This is a genomic window from Salipiger sp. HF18, assembly GCF_011806505.1.
In the GTDB taxonomy this organism is placed as follows: Bacteria; Pseudomonadota; Alphaproteobacteria; order Rhodobacterales; family Rhodobacteraceae; genus Salipiger; species Salipiger thiooxidans.
Genome location: NZ_JAATOS010000997.1, coordinates 1 through 517 on the forward strand (window position 1 = coordinate 1; position 517 = coordinate 517).

The following is a 517-nucleotide window of genomic DNA, read 5'->3' on the forward strand; positions in this document are numbered from 1 at the left end:
GCGGACGCCCGCGTGGATGGTGAAGTAGTCCACTCCCTGCTCGGCCTGCTCGATCAGCGTGTCGCGGAAGATCTCCCACGTCAGGTCCTCGGCGATGCCGCCGACCTTCTCGAGCGCCTGGTAAAGCGGCACGGTCCCGATCGGCACCGGCGCGTTGCGGATAATCCAGTCGCGGATATTGTGGATGTTCCGCCCCGTCGAGAGGTCCATGACGGTGTCGGCGCCCCAGCGGATCGCCCAGACCATCTTCTCGACCTCTTCCTCCATCGAGGAGGTGACGGCGGAATTGCCGATATTGGCGTTGATCTTCACCTTGAAGTTGCGGCCGATGATCATCGGCTCGAGCTCGCGGTGGTTGATGTTGGCCGGGATGATGGCGCGGCCCGCGGCGATCTCGTCGCGCACGAACTCGGCCGTCACGAGGTCGGGAAGGTTGGCGCCCATGGGCTCGCCGCCGCGGCTGTAGGCCGCCATCCGGCCCTCGTTCTCGCGGATCGCCACGAACTCCATCTCGGGC

At 66.0% G+C, this 517-nt stretch carries 1 protein-coding gene; it reads right to left on the minus strand.

Features of this window, described 5'->3' with window-relative positions:
* Positions 1–517: phosphomethylpyrimidine synthase ThiC (locus HC022_RS28465; RefSeq protein WP_254885310.1), on the minus strand; the 517-nt coding region annotated here is incomplete at both ends.